Genomic DNA, 16,532 nt, shown 5'->3' with positions numbered 1-16,532 from the left:
TTTACGGTTTTTCTATTTTTTCCAACGCTTTTTGCGGAATTGATTCTTTTGGGATTTCAGCCCATCCTTTTCCTTGCATACCTTTTGCATAAATTTTTATAAACGCCCCCGTATGCAATTCACGGTTCATCATTCTTTTCACAACTTGTAACTTTCCGTCTTCTGTATACCCTTTAAATGTATACAAGTATTCACCGTCTTTTTTCTCACCTTTATTTATAACCGCATAATAATCTTGTATTTCTTTATTTGAAAAGAAGTTGTCTACAAAAGCATGCACACCTTCTGTTTTCGTGTTTAAATAGTACGCTGTTCCACCTAAAATAATGGCGAATACAGCTAAAACTTTAATTACCAATTTCATACATGCGCCTCCTGTTTGCACTTCTTTCTCACTAATCTTATGTCTATACCTGTATTATACGGAAAAAGGCATACCATACTCTATTGAAAAGTCTTACACTTTCCTTACATTATTGTAAGGGTTTTTCAACTTATAGCAATTTCCCAATAAAAAATTTTTCCGTTTCATGAACTTTTATATTATTATTGAATGATACAAATTTTTATTACAAAAATCAAAGGAGACAGTTTTCAAATGGCTATCTTGCAAGGTTTAGCACTATTACTTGTTGTACTTTGTCTATTTACACTTTTTAGTTACCGTGCTCCTTACGGAATGAAAGCAATGGGTGCTTTAGCTAATGCAGCAATCGCAAGTTTTCTTATTGAAGCATTTCACCGTTATATCGGTGGAGAGATGTTTCATAATGACTTTTTACAATCAGTAGGAGAAGCTTCTGGTAGTATGAGCGGTGTCGCAGCGGCAATTTTAGTCGCACTAGCAATCGGTGTTTCACCCGTATATGCTGTTTTAATTGGTATTGCTACTAGCGGATTCGGTATTTTACCAGGATTTTTCGCTGGATACGTTTGCGCTTTCGTCGTGAAATTTCTCGAAAAGAAATTACCGGCTGGTGTAGAGTTTTTAGCAATTTTATTTATTGCCGCACCAATCTCACGCGGAATGGCCATGCTTATGGATCCGCTCGTGAATGCAACGCTCGGTAAAATCGGTTCTATGATTTCAGTTGCAACTACAGAAAGTCCTATCATTATGGGTATTATGCTTGGTGGATTAATAACAGTTATTTCTACTTCTCCATTAAGTTCTATGGCACTAACTGCAATGCTTGGATTAACAGGTTTACCAATGGCAATTGGTAGTCTTGCCGTAGCAGCCTCAGCCCCGATGAACTTTATTTTCTTTAAGCGACTAAAAATTTGCTCAAAGAAAGACACAATCGCTGTAGCAATCGAGCCTTTAACACAAGCCGATGTTGTTTCAGCAAATCCAATTCCAATTTATGCGACAAACTTCGTTGGCGGTGCACTTGCTGGTATTATTACATCTCTGTTCCAGCTCGTTAATAATGCACCAGGAACAGCATCACCAATCCCAGGACTTCTTGTCTTATTCGGATTTAATGACGTTGTAAAAGTAACAATTGCTGCTGTACTGTGTGGAATCGTTACCACTATTGTTGGATACATCGGATCAATCGTATTCCGCAAATATCCAATTCGTTCTGCTGATGAAATTCGCGGCATTACTTCGGAAGAAAAAGTTGCATAAGAAAAAGAGCTATTCTCATTGTTTGAGAGTAGCTCTTTTTCTTGTCGTGTAACGGTAAATGAAATTATATCAGCGATTTTTTTAATATATCGACTTACCGACACATAACGACAAAATAAGAGCTCCCTATTCATATAGGAGGCTCTTATTTTATCCAGCTATAGCGGCTAGAATGATCGGTGGCTTCGCTTCTTCCTTCGAGGCAAAAAGTGCCTCTACGTCTGAAGCTCCATCCCCCTCACATTCTAAACGAGCCACTTCCGCTTTTATTTCTATCCAGTTACGCCTCTTAGACCCTTGCGTCTAAGAACCTTCCCTGCCAAAAGGTAAAAAGCACCTTTTGCAGGAAAGAACCTTAGTCACCGGGTCTAAACAGTCGGCTTCACTTTTATTTCACCCAACCGAGCAGCATTTCCCGCACGAATTTGCTTGCTGCGACTGGTGTTTGATCACTATGGTCGTAGACAGGAGCTACTTCTACTAAGTCTGCTCCAACTACATTTATATTTGAATTTGCAATTGCCACGATGGAATCTAATAATTCTTTAGATGTGATACCTCCAGCTTCTAACGTTCCTGTTCCTGGAGCGTGAGCTGGGTCTAATACGTCAATGTCGATTGTGACATAAACTGGGCGTCCTGCAAGTTTCGGTAATACTTCTTTTAACGGTTCTAATACGTCAAATTTATATAAGTTCATACCTACTTCTTTTGCCCATTCGAATTCTTCCTTCATTCCAGAACGAATACCGAAAGAATATACGTTTTCCGGACCAATTAAATCGCACACTTTACGAATAGGTGTAGAGTGGGATAAAGGCTCCCCTTCATACGATTCACGTAAATCAGTATGAGCATCCATATGGATGATTGCTAAATCCGGATATTTTTTTGCCATTGCCTTAAAAATTGGCCAAGACACTAAGTGCTCACCGCCGAGACCTAGTGGAAACTTATCGGCATCTAAAAGTTTTGATACATACTCTTCAATCATGTCTATGCTACGCTGTGGATTTCCAAATGGTAATGGAATATCACCCGCATCAAAATATTTTACCTCTTCTAGTTCACGATCTAAATATGGGCTATATTCTTCAAGACCGATTGACACTTCACGAATACGTGCAGGGCCAAAACGAGAACCTGGACGGTAGCTTACTGTCCAATCCATTGGCATCCCGTAAATAACTGCCTCTGACTCTTCAAAACTTGGATGACTTTTAATAAATACTTTACCTGAATAAGCTTCATCAAAACGCATACTCTTTTCCTCCTTGTGTGGAACTTAAGGTATCCCAACCTTTCATTATTTCTCAAATTTGGAGCCTATAACTCCTCTTTCTCGATTTACCTGTGCCTTCTTTTTCTTACAAGAAGACTACTTCATTTGTAGCAGTGTAAGTAACTAGCATGTTCAAGCCTTCTAGACAAACACCTTAAATGAGTCACTTACACTTTATTTATTTCAATTTAACGCTCTTACTTAATTAAATCGCCAACAAATTTCGGTAATGCGAATGCTGCATTGTGTAATTCTTTTGTGTAGTATTTCGTTTCGATTTCGTGGAAACGCTCTTCACTCACTTCTAATGGATCATGTTTTTTAGATCCAATTGTGAACGACCAAAGACCACTTGGGTAAGTTGGAATGTTCGCTGTGTATAAACGAGTAATTGGGAAAATCTCCTTTACGTCTTTAAACACAGTTGTAATTAGTTCTGGTGTGAACCAAGGGTTGTCCGTTTGTGCAACGAAAATACCATCTTCTTTTAACGCTTTAGAGATTCCAGCGTAGAAGCCTTTTGTAAATAGATTTACTGCTGGTCCTACTGGCTCAGTAGAATCTACCATAATTACGTCATATTCATTTTCGCTTTCTGCAATGTGTAGGAAACCGTCTCCTACTTTTACTTCTACACGCTCATTATCTAGTGCGCCTGCAATTGATGGTAAGTATTGTTTAGAGTACTCAATTACTTTTCCATCGATTTCAACAAGAGTTGCTTTCTTTACGCTTGGGTGTTTTAACACTTCACGAATAACACCGCCATCGCCACCACCTACAACTAATACGTTTTCAGGGTTTGGATGTGTAAATAAAGGTACGTGCGCTACCATTTCATGATAAACGAACTCATCTTTTTCTGTTGTCATAACCATGCCATCTAAAATAAGCATGTTTCCGAACTCTTCCGTTTCAACCATATCAAGTTTTTGGAATTCTGTTTGCTCCGTATGTAATGTGCGGTTAATACGCGCCGTAATCCCAAAATGTTTTGTTTGTTTTTCAGTGAACCATAGTTCCATCGTACAATCACACCTTTCAATGCAAATTTATAATAGGGACATCATTAATGTCCCCTAACAAAAATAAAACAAAACATCCAAAAAGTATAGTTAAAAGTACAAAAATACCGAAAATATATTTTAGTCAGAGGGTTCTAACATATGTACGAAAAGGGATTGCCCTGTAATAGGAAAGAAAACCCTTTCTTAGGAAAGGGCTTTTGTCTCTACTTCTACCGGCTTTCGAACCGGAATTAAAATCATTACACAACCGACTAACACAACAATTCCACCGACTAAAAACGGACTTTGCGGTGAAACAGTGTGGCCGATGATTCCTGATAAGATTGGAGCAATTGCGCCACCTAACCAACGAACGAAGTTATAAACACCTGATGTAACAGATCTTTCATAAGGTGAAATATCCATTACATAACTTGTAAATAATGCATTATTTAATCCAGATGCTAATCCCGATAGAACAATTAATACAATTTGTAACCACATAACTTTCACGAAGAATAGTGCGATTAAGAAAAGCGCAAATACGAGTAAACTACCTTTCAACAATGCTTTCGGTTCATATTTCCCTTCTAGCTTATGGGCCAAAATTGCAGAACCGTAAGCTAACGCTAATCCCCATCCGCAAAATACAAAACCTAATTGAATAGCAGATAAATGCATAATAAGTGGTGAGTATGCTAGCACAACGAAAAATCCGTAGTAGTATAACATTCCTGAAATCGCACCTTGCATAAACGGTTTATATTTCACCAGGTTAAGTAATTCTCCTACGCCTGCCGCCTTACGTTTCACTTTTCGCTCCGGTTCTTTTACAAAAAAGAAAACTAAAATAAATGCTAAGAAAATTAAAATACTCGTCGCAAAAAATGGGTAACGCCAAGAATGTCCACCTAATATCCCGCCTAATAACGGTCCGCCTGCCATCCCTAAACCGATAGCTGCTTCATATAGTCCTACTGCTTCATGAACTTCTTTACTTAATGCAATCAATAATGTCATCGCCGTTGCGAAGAACATCGCATTTCCTAATCCCCACCCCGCGCGGAAAATAGATAATTGGGCAATCGTTTGCGATATACCGCATATAAACGCAAATACAGTTACAATCGCAAGACCGATCGTCATCATTCGTTTATCACCAAATCTTGATGCGAATATTCCAGCTGGTAACATCATAATTGCCATCGTTAAAATATATGCTGTAAATAACATCTCTACTTGCCAATGCGATGCACCAATTTGCTCAGCAATACTTGGTAAGATTGGGTCGACTACCCCTATACCCGAAAAAGCAAGGAAGGTAGCCACCACTGTAATCAATCTCCCTAATTTTTGTTTGCTCTCCATTTTGATCATTCTCCTTTTGTACTCTCTAAAAATGTCGCTGCACGATGTAGGCTATCTTCGAGTTCCGCCTTTACACGCTGCATTTGATCCATTTTCTCGTCTAGCGTATGCACTTGTTTTTCAAGCATCTCTTTAATTTCTTGAATCACTTCGCGGTCACGAGGATTCTCACTATTTCTTCTTTGCTCCATTCTTTCTTTTAACGATAAAAAATGTTGCATTTCTTGAAGTGTAATCCCTAACACTTCTTTCGCTTCTACAATCCTTTTAATTCTGGCGATGTCCTCGTCCGTATACAGGCGAATGTTCCCCTCACTACGTTCAGGGGGATGAATTAAACCAATTTCCTCATAATAACGAAGTGTACGTTTTGTTAAACCAACTTGCTTTGTGACTTCATCAATTTTATACATGTTTATTCCTCCCTTCACTCAATTATTACATTTTACGTTAACGTTAACTTTTGTGCAACTGTTAGACTTTTGTAAATGTTTATCCTATTCAATTGTATTTTTCCAAAAGCAGTTTCATAATGAAAGAAAAGAAACGATAAGGAGATTTCCGTATGAATAAACCACTTATTTTCGCCCACCGCGGGGTAAAAGGAACACATCCAGAAAATACGATGATTGCCTTCCAAGAAGCAGAACGCATTGGTGCCCACGGAATTGAGCTTGATGTCCACCTATCAAAAGATGGTGAACTTGTCGTGATTCACGATGAAACAGTAGATCGCACAACAAATGGCATAGGTCTTGTTTCTGAAAAAACGGTAGCGGAATTACAAGCTTTAGATGCTGGTAGCCATAAAGACCCTTCTTTCCATGAAGCAAAAATCCCAACGTTACGTGAAGTATTCATTTGGTTATCTACGACAAATTTACAGCTCAATATTGAGTTAAAAACAGATGTTATCCACTATCCAACTATTGAAGAAAAAGCTGTTGCTCTCGTTCGTGAATACCATCTATCTAATCAAATTATATTCTCATCATTTAACCACGACTCTGTTTCATTATTAGCAGAAATAGCTCCTGAAATCCCAAGAGCAATTTTATATGATACACCACTTGCTGATCCTATCGCTGAAGCAAAAAATAGAGAAGCAACTGGTTTACATCCAAACTTTCAATTACTAACAAAGGAATTTATTCAATTTGCACAAGATCAAGGGTACGTTTTCCGCCCTTATACGATTAACGAATACAAAGATTTACAAACTATGATTGACTATGGCGTAGATGTCATTATTACCGATTGGCCAGCACGTGCCTTTGAGCTCCTTTCTTAATTGAAGGAGCTTTTTGTTTTCGAAATTTCATTGTTTAAAATAACCGAAAACCCTCAATACTAATACAATAATGTTTGTATTAGTATTGAGGGGCTGAAAAAGATGGATCAAACTATGAATCCGAAACTTAAAAAATATAAACGTCTTTTCTTCACCGTAATGTTTTCTTCTGTTCTTTTTTTTGTTTTTTCCTTTTTTGTTATTATTATAGTTGCAAAAATTATGGGACCTCCTCCTGTTGCTGTCCCACAAACAAGTGTCTTTTACGCTAATGATGACACTGTTATCGGACAAAGTAATGAAATGCAAAAACGTTACAATGTATCTCTCAATGAAATTTCTCCTTATGTAAAAGAGGCGACACTTTCTATCGAAGATCAACGATTTTACAAACATCATGGCTTTGATATGAAACGTATTGCTGGTGCTATTGTTGCCGATTTAAAAGCGATGGCAAAGGTCCAAGGTGCTAGTACGATTACACAACAGTATGCTCGTAACCTATACTTAGATCATGATAAAACGTGGAAACGTAAACTATTAGAAGCGATGTACACAATTCGCCTTGAAGTGAACTATAATAAAAATCATATTTTAGAAGGATATTTAAATACAATTTATTACGGGCATGGTGCTTACGGAATCGAAGCTGCGTCTCGTCTATATTTCGATAAAACAGCAAAAGAATTAACATTAGCGGAAGCTAGTATGCTCGCAGGTATCCCGAAAGGACCTAGTGTCTACTCTCCCTTTTTAAAAGAGGATCGTGCGAAAGGACGACAATCTCTCATATTAGACGAAATGGTAGAACAAGGTTACATTACGAAGAAACAAGCAACGTCAGCAAAAAAAGAGCCACTAACTTTTGCCTCATTAGATACAAAAAAAGTGGCAGAGATTGCACCTTATTTCCAAGATGCTGTACAAGCTTCTCTTCTTCGTGATATCGGATTAGATGAACAAGCCTTACAAAAGGGTGGCCTGCGTATTTATACAACACTAGACCCTAAATTACAATCTGTTGCAGAGCAAGCTGTAAAAGATCACATACCTGACACAACAAACATACAAACTGCGCTCGTCTCTATGAATCCAAAAACAGGTGAAGTAGCTGCCCTTGTTGGTGGAACTGATTATAATACGAGTCAATTTAACAGGGCTACACAGGCCGCTCGACAGCCTGGATCTACGTTTAAGCCATTCCTGTATTACGCGGCATTAGAACGAGGATTCACCCCTGCTACGCGCTTAAAAAGCGAATACACTGTGTTCACTTTAGGTGACGGTGTTTCAAAGTATAAACCGAAAAACTATAAAGACTATTATGCAGACGATTTTGTAACAATGGCGCAAGCTCTTGCGGTCTCTGATAACGTATATGCCGTGAAGACCAATTTATTTTTAGGCGAAGACATTCTTACAAAAACAGCGAAGCAATTCGGTATTACTACCGCATTAAAAGATGTTCCGTCTCTCGCTCTCGGTACATCTCCTGTAAAACCAATTGAAATGGTTAACGCTTATAGCATGTTCGCAAACGGCGGAAAAGAAGTAAAACCGATGTTTATTCGCCGCATTATGGACCAGGAAGGAAACATGCTATACGATGCTCATTTGGAGAGTAAACAAGTTCTCGATAAAAGCAAAGCGTTTGTAATGGAAGAAATGATGACGGGCATGTTTAATAAAAAACTGAGCAGCTATGCTGCTGTAACTGGTCAATCGATGTTATCTAAACTATCAAGAACATATGCCGGAAAATCCGGTTCTACTGAAACAGATAGTTGGATGATTGGATTTACCCCGCAAATCGTAACGGGTGTATGGGTTGGATACGATCAACCTAAATCGATTTCAAACGTAGCAGAACAAGGATATGCGAAAAAAATATGGACCGATACGATGGAAAAAGGCTTAGATGGACAACCTCAAAAAGAGTTTAAACAACCAAGTGACGTCGTTGCAGTCGATATTAACCCTGAAAACGGAAAAATCGCTACAAAAAATTGTCCCATTTCAGTTAAAATGTATTTCGCAAAAGGTACAGAACCAACTGAATATTGTATGGATCATGTCGATGACAAAGAGGAATTTGAAAAGACAACTGAAGAAAAGAAGAAAACAAGTTGGTGGAAAAAATATCTTCCTTGGTAAAAAAAATAGCTGACGGGCATCCGTCAGCTATTTTTTATTCACTTAATAATGCACGGCGCAATTCTTCACTAGATTCGTTCCAAATCGCTTCATTATGTTCTTTCAAGAATGTACCAAGTACTTTTTTAGATGATTCATCCATATGGTCAACCATAATGTAACGCTTCATTGATTTATCCATTTTGTTTACGTGCTCTGGAAGTGATTTATATCCGCGGCGAATTTCACGGTCAACTGTCATTTCACAAGCTGTTACACCTGCATAATAAGCACCTGTCGCCGTTCTTTCAATCGTTACCCACACAAGCCAAAATGGTTTTCCGTTTGGAACTTCATCTTTATTTGTTAAAAACTTAATACCTTTTTCGACTGTACTACGTGCATGCATTGCACCGATATCAACAAATGCTGTTTTCTCTAGTACATCGACAAATACAGGTGAAATGTTTTCTAGACTTAATGCTCCAACACCAAAACCACCATGTCCATCTGTTGAATCATTTTTCACGATATTAAAACCGATTTTTTTCTTTTTCTCTGTCATATGTAAACTCCTCCTCACTTAATGATTATAAAAGGCCAAAAATAGGCGCAATGATACTGTCTAAAAATACAAATACATATGGAATGACAACATTAAAAATAGGTTGAATTGTATAATTGCTAAGCGGTGTAATAACAAGAATTAATAACGCTATTGCTCCATACTTTTCATACTGTGTCATTTTCGCACGAATATTTGTTGGTGCTAGATCTTCCACAACTCGATACCCATCAAGTGGCGGAATTGGCAATAAGTTAAATACAAGTAATACGATATTAAGCATAATAAAAATTCGGAAGAATTGAGCCAATGTATCTGCTACTGCAAATGGAATTGAATCTAATACACCAAATGTTAATAGGCTATACCAAATAATTAAACCAATTGCACTTAAAATTAAGTTACTAATTGGGCCTGCAATTGAAACTAATATCCCTGCAAGACGCGGCCTTTTAAAGTTATATGGGTTAACAGGAACAGGTCTTGCCCAACCAAAACCAAGAATTAATACAGCGATCATCCCAATAGGATCTAAGTGCGCCATCGGTGATAATGTTAAACGGCCTTGCTTCTTTGCTGTATCGTCTCCAAATTTATATGCAACATATGCATGCGCAAATTCATGCACTGATAACGCAATAATAATGGCCATTGCTACCAACGGAATTTGTTGCAATGGGTATCTAAATAACTGATCCATGATTCATCTCCTCTTCAATATGTCAAAAAAAGAAATTATTTGTTTTTTCGATTGTTCTTCCCCATAATCCGCTATAATAAGAGTGTAACTTACATAAAAGGAGCGATTATATATGCCATACGTAACAGTGAAAATGCTAGAAGGACGCACAGAGGAACAAAAGAAAGCTCTTGCTGAGAAAGTAACAGCAGCAGTAAGCGAAACAACTGGTGCTCCTGAAGAAAACATCGTTGTTTTCATCGAAGAAATGTCTAAAAACCATTATGCAGTTGGCGGAAAACGCTTAAGCGACAAATAATTTCAAGTTCTTTCATAAGAAGCAGCTCTTAGCTGCTTCTTATTTTTTTCCTTCTAGTAATTCGATGATTCTCTCTTTATATTTTCCTTTTCTTCCATCTTCATAGATTAAATCATGCGGATAGAATAGTTTTTGATCCCTTCTCTTCTTACCAGTAATTGCCTCAACAATATCCGATTCACGCGAAAGCTCTCTAAGCTCTCCATTTGGCATAAGAAGTAAGATTGGCAGACGTTCTTCTTCTTCACCAGCACGGTAAAAGTCATACGGTAAGTCTGACGTTGAATCAACTACTAAATAGTATTCTGGATCAAGTCCAATCTTTTTAAATAAGCTACTTAATTCCATCCAATTATCTAAACCGTGCTTATCTGTAAACTCTACATATTTAAATAGGTTTCGATTCATAAAACGACGGCATAAATCACTTAAAATTGGATCTTCTTCGTCTTGCCATACTTGGAAGTAATAATACATAACGTTCTCGTCTAACTTTAAATAATCCTCTACTGTAACTTCTTCTTCAAATAAAGAATAGAAATGAACCGGATGATTTTTAAATGTATAATACTTCTCATGCAATGATTTTGCACGGTGTAAAATCTTCGTTAAAATAACTTCGGCACTGCGCGTTACCGGATGGAAATATACTTGCCAATACATTTGATAACGACTCATAATATAATGCTCAACAGCATGCATACCACTATTTTTAATGACTACTTGATTCCCATATGGACGCATGACACGTAGTATACGTTCCATATCAAAGTTTCCATACTTTACGCCAGTGAAATACGCATCTCTTAATAAATAGTCCATACGATCTGCATCAATTTGACTGGAAATCATGCTAATCGCTAATTTATTCGTAGATGTTTTGGCGATTACATCGGCTACCTTTTGCGGGAAGTCTTTATCCACACGACTTAATATGCGATTAATTTCCGTATCTCCAACGATAATCTTTTGCGTAAATTTCTCATGATCTAATGAAAATACTTTTTCAAACGAGTGAGAAAATGGACCGTGACCGACATCATGAAGTAATGACGCACATAAACATAACAATCTATCTTCAGCATTCCAGTTTGGTCTGCCATCAAACACATCATCAATCATACGACGAATAATTTCATATACACCTAACGAATGAGTAAAGCGACTATGCTCTGCACCGTGAAATGTAAAAAATGTCGTTCCAAGCTGCTTAATACGGCGCAAGCGTTGAAATTCTTTCGTTCCGATTAAATCCCAAATAACACGATCGCGCACGTGCACATATTTATGTACCGGGTCTTTAAACACTTTTGTTTCGCTGAGTTTGTCGTTTAAATATACCACCTTCCGACATCCCCCTTTCTTTACTGCATTCTTACTATATATTATAAACGAAATAGGAAACAGAAAGAAATGAAAGACTATATTAATTGCCCTTATATAAAGAAAAAATCACTTTTACCAAAGTAAAAGTGATTTCTGTTTATACATTATTTCCCTAAAACGAATTCAGCAACTTCATCTAAGATCATTTCTTTACCTAGAGGGAAGTAACCTTTGTTTACGTCTTCGTTTTTAATTGTAAATACGTGGTTGTTTTTAACAGCGTTCATGTTTTTCCAAATTGATTCTTCTTTGAATTCTTTTAGACGTTGAGAACCGTCACCAGTTGTAAATACGAATAAGTAATCCGGGTTGTAATCGATTAAAGCTTCTTTTTGTACTTGTACTAGTGGTTTATCCGTTGGTGTACCTTTAACTGCTGGTAATTTTAAATCATTAAAGATTACGCTACCGTAACCGTAGTCACCGTATACGCGGAAAGCATTTGGATATGCAGCCATTTTCATAAATTTAGCATCGCCAGTTTTCGCAACGATTTTGTCATGTAATTTGCTTGCTTTTTCATCATACTGTTTGAACCATTCTTTCGTTTCTTTCTCTTTACCGAAGATTTGACCTACTTCTTCGAATTTCGGACGCCATTGGTCTAATGGAGTTTTTAACATAACTGTTGGTGCAATTTTAGATAATTGATCATAAATCTTTTCTTGACGATTGTTTACAAGAATTAAGTCTGGTTTTGCAGCAGCTACTGCTTCGATGTTAATTTTATCGCCCCAAGCAGAACCAACTGGTTTTACGTCTTTTAATTTCTTTTCAATATGTGCATCAATCTTTTCTTGAGATGTATTAGCAGTAATAATTGGTTTCATACCAAAGATTAATAATTCTTCTGTTGAACCACTAAGATCAGCAATTTTCTTTGGATTTGCAGGAATTTTAATTTCCCCTTTTGCGTGTTGTACAGTGCGCTCTTCAGTCTTCGCATCCTTCGCATCTGCTTTCTTCTCTTCTTTGTTAGAACAAGCTGCAAATAGTACAGAAGTAACGACTAATACCATTGCTAATAACGCCATTTTAAAATTCTTCATGTTCCCACTCCTTCTAGCTGTATTTCTCTTATAAGTTACAGTGAACTATAAGAAACAAGATTAACAATTAATAAATATATATTGATTAATTGTTGCTTATGCCCCGTTCTAACGGGTGTTCAACTTCCTATTTACTAATAAGAAGCTCAACGTCCATTAGAAGCCCCCCTCTTTACGAGGGGGATCTACTTATGCTTTTTTACGCAATTGATTACTAATCATCGCTAAATCATATGTTAAACAAATTGGTTTACAGTTTACTGGACACGGAACGATTTGAGCTTCAATCTCAAATACACTGCGAAGTGTTTCACTCGTCATCACTTCGTCTGGCGTTCCTTGCTTCATTAACTTACCTGCTTTTAATGCAATCATATGATCTGAGAAACGAGAAGCATGGTTTAAGTCATGGATAACCATAACAATCGTTCTACCTTCTTCTTCGTTTAACTTTTTCAATAAGTTTAATACTTCTAATTGATGAGCCATATCTAAGTACGTTGTCGGTTCATCTAATACGAGTAATTCTGTCCCTTGTGCAAGAGCCATCGCAATCCATACGCGTTGACGTTGCCCGCCTGATAACGCCTCTGCTGGACGATTTGCGAATTCTGTCATTCCCGTCACTTCAAGTGCCCAATGAATGTAACGATAATCCTCTTCTTTCAACGTTCCAAATCCTTTTTGATGAGGAAAACGTCCATATGAAACAAGTTCAAACACAGTAAGGCCAGTTGGCACTTCTGCAGTCTGTGGTAAAATCGCCATTTTCTTTGCGATTTCTTTCGTTGGCTGTTTCTCGATTGCTTTTCCGTCAAGATAAACAGTACCTTTTTTCGCCTTCAAAATACGAGAAGCTGTTTTTAATAATGTGGACTTCCCACAACCATTTGGTCCAATAATTGTTGTAATTTTCCCTTCCGGAATTTCAACTGTTAATCCATCAATAATTAACCCTTCATTATAGCCAACAGATACCGCATCAACTGCTAAAGTTGCCATACAAAAAGCCTCCCTTTATTTTGTCCTCATAAGTAAGTATATGAAATATGGTGCACCAATTACAGAAATAACAAGACCGACCGGTATTTCTGAAGTTGTTAACACACTTCTTGAAATTACGTCTGCGAATAAGAGTAAAAACGTCCCTATTAGTGCAGCGGTAGGCAGCATAATTTGATGTTTACCACCGACAAGGCGTCTAGCTAAATGCGGAGCCATTAAACCGATAAAACCAATTCCTCCGGCAACAGCAACAGATGCACCAGCTAAACAAACTGCAATAAATAATAATTTACGTCTTTCTTTTTCTACATTTACACCAAGGCCAACCGCTGTGGAGTCGCCTAGGTTCATTATGTTTAATATGTGAGCCTTACTAATAGCAAGTGGCAAGAAAATAACCATCCATGGAAGTACACTTAGTACGAATTTCCAATCTGTGCCCCATAGACTTCCTGCTAACCAAATCGTAGCAAAACGGAAATCGTTAGATGTCATCTTCATAGAAAAAATTAAACTAACAGCACCAAACCCGGCTGCAACAGCGATACCGACAAGTATTAATCTCGTTGATGAAACGCCGTCTTTCCATGCTAGTAAATAAATAATAACCGCTGCTAATATCGCACCAACTAACGCAAAGAAAGGAAGGATAAATACAGATAAAAATGTACCAGTTCCAACTTTCCCGAAGAAAAAGTAAACGAAGATAACGACTGTTAACCCCGCTCCAGCGTTAATACCAATAATACCTGGATCAGCAAGTGGATTACGTGATACCCCTTGCAAAATCGCACCTGACATCGCTAAAGCAGATCCAACTAATATAGCAATGACCATACGCGGCATACGGAATTCAAATAAAATAACAGACTGATCTTCAGCCCCAAGTCCAACCAATGACTTTAATACGTCCATTGGCGGTATTTTAAATGTCCCTGTATTTAAACTTACTAAAAATACAGTAACGATTAATCCTACTAAGATTGTTAAAACAGAAACGTTCTTTTTTGTTAAGACACTTGTCCTCACATTTTCCCTCTCCCTTCGTTACGTGCTAAGTAGAGGAAGAATGGAACCCCAATTAGCGCTGTAATTGCTCCAATTGGCGTTTCAAACGGCGGATTAATAACGCGAGATAACATATCTGCACATTCAATTAACAGCCCACCTAAGACCGCAGAACATGGAATAACCCATCTATAGTCTGAGCCTACAAGGAAACGAGTCATGTGCGGGATTACAAGACCAACAAATCCAACCGATCCTGCCATAGAAACCGCAGAACCTGTTAACACAAGAACAAGTACTGTTCCGATAAATTTAATTAATGTCGTATTTTGACCAAGTCCAATCGCAATTTCTTCACCGAAGCTTAAAATTGTAATATACCTCGACATCATAATTGCAATAAAGAGACAAACAAGGCCAATTGGTACTAACATATTAATACTTTCCCATTTCACTCCCGCAACTCCGCCTGCATTCCACATACTCACCTCTTGGGCAAGGTTGAAATATAGCGCAATTCCAGATGAAATGGCCCCTAATAAAGCACTAATTGCTGCACCCGCTAAAGCTAACTTCACAGGTGTTAATCCACCTGGTGAAGAAGACCCAATTCCATATACAATGCTCGCTCCAAACGCAGCCCCAATAAAAGATGCGATAACGAACATTAAATAAGGTGAATTAGGGAAGAATGCATACATAATTGCAATTCCAAATACAGCTCCATCTGTAATTCCCATTAACGATGGTGAAGCAAGTGGATTTCGCGTCATACCTTGCATAATTGCCCCTGATACTGCTAAAAAGGCACCTGCAACTACGCCCCCTATTGCTCTAGGCATGCGAAGTTCTTGAATTACGTTATGATGCGTAATAGAACCGTCAAACTGAAACACAGCTTGCCATACAGTCTTTAAACTAATATCTGCAGCACCAAACGAAATAGAAACTGCCATGCTTAAAGCTAACAAAACTGTACCTGCTACTAAAATAATAGAAGCAACGAGCGGCCTGCTCTTAATCTCTTTAACATTCACATCTTGCTGTTCTATACTCCTTGCGCTCGCTTCCATACCTCAACCATCCTAACCAACAACATATATTTAATGAAATGAAATTTATTCTCAAATAGTAATAAAAAATTAGGTTAATTGACCTTTTCTTGATAATGATTATCAGAATCAGACACTTTCTATTCTACCTATCGCTTCAAAAGACTGTCAACCATTATTTTGAAATATAAATTTATATAAATTGAAATTTGAATGAATAAATGATGCCCCTCCTTCATTGAATGTTAATCTACTCAATTGTATTTTCGTAGAATAACTCATTCCTCGTATGGACATAAAAAAGAAGAGTAATCTGTTCACTCTTCTTTTTCTTACTTATTTAACTTTGCTTCAATTTTTACAATTAATTCATCTTCTGTTGGAGCCGCGACTGGACGATTATTTACAAATGCGAATGATTTTTTACGACCAGGACCACAGTAAGACTGACATGCAACTTCAATCGTTGCACATGAATCTACTTTTTTTAACTTTGGAATCAACGTTTTAACGTTCGTTGCCTGACAATCATCACACACACGAAATTCGTTCCCCATTATATAACACTTCCTCTATTTTAAACTTTTCTCAAGTACATTTAAAAATAAACACTAAATGGTATTTTACCGCTCTTTGAAGCTCGTTGCAAGTTTCCCTTTAAAGCTCTTTCTTCATATAATGCTACATATTTATATGTTCTCCTACAGAAGCTTACGTCATTCTTGGCAAAATTTATACCTTTCATCGAAATC

General features: G+C 37.4%; 17 protein-coding genes. 4 read left to right on the top strand and 13 right to left on the bottom strand.

From position 1 onward, the window contains the following. Nucleotide 1: 1 nt before the first annotated feature. The gene (locus CER22_RS03945; RefSeq protein WP_000779928.1) at nt 2-364 is read right to left on the bottom strand and encodes a YxeA family protein; all 363 of its coding nucleotides are present in this window, start codon (nt 362-364) and stop codon (nt 2-4) included. Nucleotides 365-598: 234 nt separating this feature from the next. Here CER22_RS03945 and CER22_RS03940 point away from each other — a divergent pair, with 234 nt between their 5' ends. Continuing rightward, a complete protein-coding gene (locus CER22_RS03940; RefSeq protein ID WP_000996323.1) occupies nt 599-1,636 on the top strand; it encodes a PTS sugar transporter subunit IIC in 1,038 nt (345 codons plus the stop codon). 388 nt (nt 1,637-2,024) lie between these two features. Here the strand turns inward: CER22_RS03940 and speB are convergent, their stop codons facing one another. The 4 genes from speB to CER22_RS03915 form a co-directional block, all read right to left on the bottom strand. Further along, on the bottom strand, nt 2,025-2,897 hold the full coding sequence (gene speB, locus CER22_RS03930; protein ID WP_001209823.1) for an agmatinase: 873 nt from the start codon (nt 2,895-2,897) through the stop codon (nt 2,025-2,027). Nucleotides 2,898-3,115: 218 nt separating this feature from the next. After that, nucleotides 3,116-3,943 carry a polyamine aminopropyltransferase gene (gene speE, locus CER22_RS03925; RefSeq protein WP_088608219.1) on the bottom strand — a complete coding sequence of 276 codons (828 nt, stop codon included), beginning with the start codon at nt 3,941-3,943 and terminating at the stop codon, nt 3,116-3,118. A 186-nt stretch (nt 3,944-4,129) separates the two neighbouring features. Further along, complete coding sequence (locus CER22_RS03920) at nt 4,130-5,293, bottom strand: MFS transporter (protein WP_060487953.1); 1,164 nt, start codon at nt 5,291-5,293, stop codon at nt 4,130-4,132. A 5-nt stretch (nt 5,294-5,298) separates the two neighbouring features. Beyond that, entirely contained in the window at nt 5,299-5,706 is a 408-nt protein-coding gene (locus tag CER22_RS03915) for a MerR family transcriptional regulator (protein WP_088608218.1), read from the bottom strand. Between the two features lie 152 nt (nt 5,707-5,858). On the opposite strand from CER22_RS03915, the gene CER22_RS03910 reads away from it, so the two are divergent. Together CER22_RS03910 and CER22_RS03905 are read left to right on the top strand one after the other, a co-directional pair. After that, a complete protein-coding gene (locus CER22_RS03910) occupies nt 5,859-6,584 on the top strand; it encodes a glycerophosphodiester phosphodiesterase (protein WP_088065048.1) in 726 nt (241 codons plus the stop codon). 102 nt (nt 6,585-6,686) lie between these two features. Then, entirely contained in the window at nt 6,687-8,738 is a 2,052-nt protein-coding gene (locus tag CER22_RS03905) for a transglycosylase domain-containing protein (RefSeq protein WP_088065049.1), read from the top strand. 34 nt (nt 8,739-8,772) lie between these two features. Here CER22_RS03905 and CER22_RS03900 read toward each other — a convergent pair whose 3' ends face one another. Both CER22_RS03900 and CER22_RS03895 read right to left on the bottom strand, forming a co-directional pair. Beyond that, on the bottom strand, nt 8,773-9,282 hold the full coding sequence (locus CER22_RS03900) for a YwhD family protein (protein WP_087983730.1): 510 nt from the start codon (nt 9,280-9,282) through the stop codon (nt 8,773-8,775). Nucleotides 9,283-9,307: 25 nt separating this feature from the next. Then, nucleotides 9,308-9,982 carry a site-2 protease family protein gene (locus tag CER22_RS03895; protein WP_000372469.1) on the bottom strand — a complete coding sequence of 225 codons (675 nt, stop codon included), beginning with the start codon at nt 9,980-9,982 and terminating at the stop codon, nt 9,308-9,310. Between the two features lie 112 nt (nt 9,983-10,094). Between CER22_RS03895 and CER22_RS03890 the strand changes: the two genes are divergently transcribed. Next, entirely contained in the window at nt 10,095-10,280 is a 186-nt protein-coding gene (locus tag CER22_RS03890; RefSeq protein WP_001147171.1) for a 2-hydroxymuconate tautomerase, read from the top strand. A 39-nt stretch (nt 10,281-10,319) separates the two neighbouring features. On the opposite strand, the gene CER22_RS03885 is transcribed toward CER22_RS03890, so the two are convergent. The 6 genes from CER22_RS03885 to CER22_RS03860 all read right to left on the bottom strand — a co-directional run bounded on the left by CER22_RS03885 (nt 10,320) and on the right by CER22_RS03860 (nt 16,337). After that, on the bottom strand, nt 10,320-11,624 hold the full coding sequence (locus tag CER22_RS03885) for an HD domain-containing protein (RefSeq protein ID WP_000262747.1): 1,305 nt from the start codon (nt 11,622-11,624) through the stop codon (nt 10,320-10,322). A gap of 146 nt (nt 11,625-11,770) precedes the next feature. Beyond that, complete coding sequence (locus CER22_RS03880; RefSeq protein WP_088065050.1) at nt 11,771-12,715, bottom strand: ABC transporter substrate-binding protein; 945 nt, start codon at nt 12,713-12,715, stop codon at nt 11,771-11,773. A gap of 189 nt (nt 12,716-12,904) precedes the next feature. Next, the gene (locus CER22_RS03875) at nt 12,905-13,717 is read right to left on the bottom strand and encodes an ABC transporter ATP-binding protein (RefSeq protein ID WP_000212064.1); all 813 of its coding nucleotides are present in this window, start codon (nt 13,715-13,717) and stop codon (nt 12,905-12,907) included. Nucleotides 13,718-13,732: 15 nt separating this feature from the next. Next, on the bottom strand, nt 13,733-14,749 hold the full coding sequence (locus CER22_RS03870; RefSeq protein ID WP_088608217.1) for a FecCD family ABC transporter permease: 1,017 nt from the start codon (nt 14,747-14,749) through the stop codon (nt 13,733-13,735). Then, nucleotides 14,746-15,801: a FecCD family ABC transporter permease gene (locus CER22_RS03865; protein WP_000388283.1), complete on the bottom strand. Its 1,056-nt coding sequence runs from the start codon at nt 15,799-15,801 to the stop codon at nt 14,746-14,748. Before CER22_RS03865 ends, CER22_RS03870 begins: the two co-directional genes overlap by 4 nt. Nucleotides 15,802-16,112: 311 nt before the next feature. Beyond that, entirely contained in the window at nt 16,113-16,337 is a 225-nt protein-coding gene (locus CER22_RS03860; protein ID WP_000526075.1) for a DUF1450 domain-containing protein, read from the bottom strand. Nucleotides 16,338-16,532 lie beyond the last annotated feature (195 nt).

This window comes from Bacillus sp. K2I17, assembly GCF_002209985.1.
GTDB classification, from domain to species: Bacteria; Bacillota; Bacilli; order Bacillales; family Bacillaceae_G; genus Bacillus_A; species Bacillus_A wiedmannii.
The sequence above is the reverse complement of the archived record's forward strand: the minus strand, read 5'-3'. Positions and strand labels throughout refer to the sequence as shown.